The organism is Streptomyces sp. AC627_RSS907, assembly GCF_019049165.1.
In genome coordinates, this window is the sequence record NZ_JAGMUE010000853.1 from 1 (window position 1) to 542 (window position 542).

General features: G+C 75.5%; 1 protein-coding gene. It reads left to right on the plus strand.

The genetic code is table 11. The features are described 5' to 3' along the window. The coding region (locus KUM32_RS39020; RefSeq protein ID WP_254406732.1) for an AIR synthase-related protein at positions 1 to 488 on the plus strand (488 nt) is incomplete at its 5' end. Positions 489 to 542: the final 54 nt, after the last annotated feature.

The window sequence follows — 542 nt, forward strand, 5'->3', positions numbered from 1 at the left end:
CCCGCGAGGAGTTCGGCGGCTCGGCCTGGTCCCAGGTCGTCCACGACCACCTGGGCGGGCTGCCGCCCAAGGTGGACCTGGAGCGGGAGCGGCTGCTGGCCGAGATCCTGATCTCCGGCTCCCGCGACGGCATGATCGACGCGGCGCACGACCTCTCCGACGGCGGCCTGGTGCAGGCGCTGGTCGAGTCGTGCCTGCGGGGCGGCAAGGGCGCCCGGATCGTGCTGCCCGAGGGCCTGGCCGCCTCCGGCGACGCGACCGACGACGCGTTCGTCGCGCTGTTCTCGGAGTCCGCCGGCCGCGCGGTGGTGGCGGTGCCGCGCAGCGAGGAGCTGCGCTTCACCGACATGTGCGGCGCGCGCGGGCTGCCCGCCACGCGCATCGGCGTCGTGGACGGGGACGCGCTGGAGGTGCAGGGCCAGTTCAGCATCCCGCTGACGGAGCTGCGCGAGGTGCGTGAGGCGACCATCCCGGCGCTGGTGGCCTGATCAGGGCGTGAGCACCTGAGCCGCGCCCGCACCACGCGCGGGACGAGCCGGCGA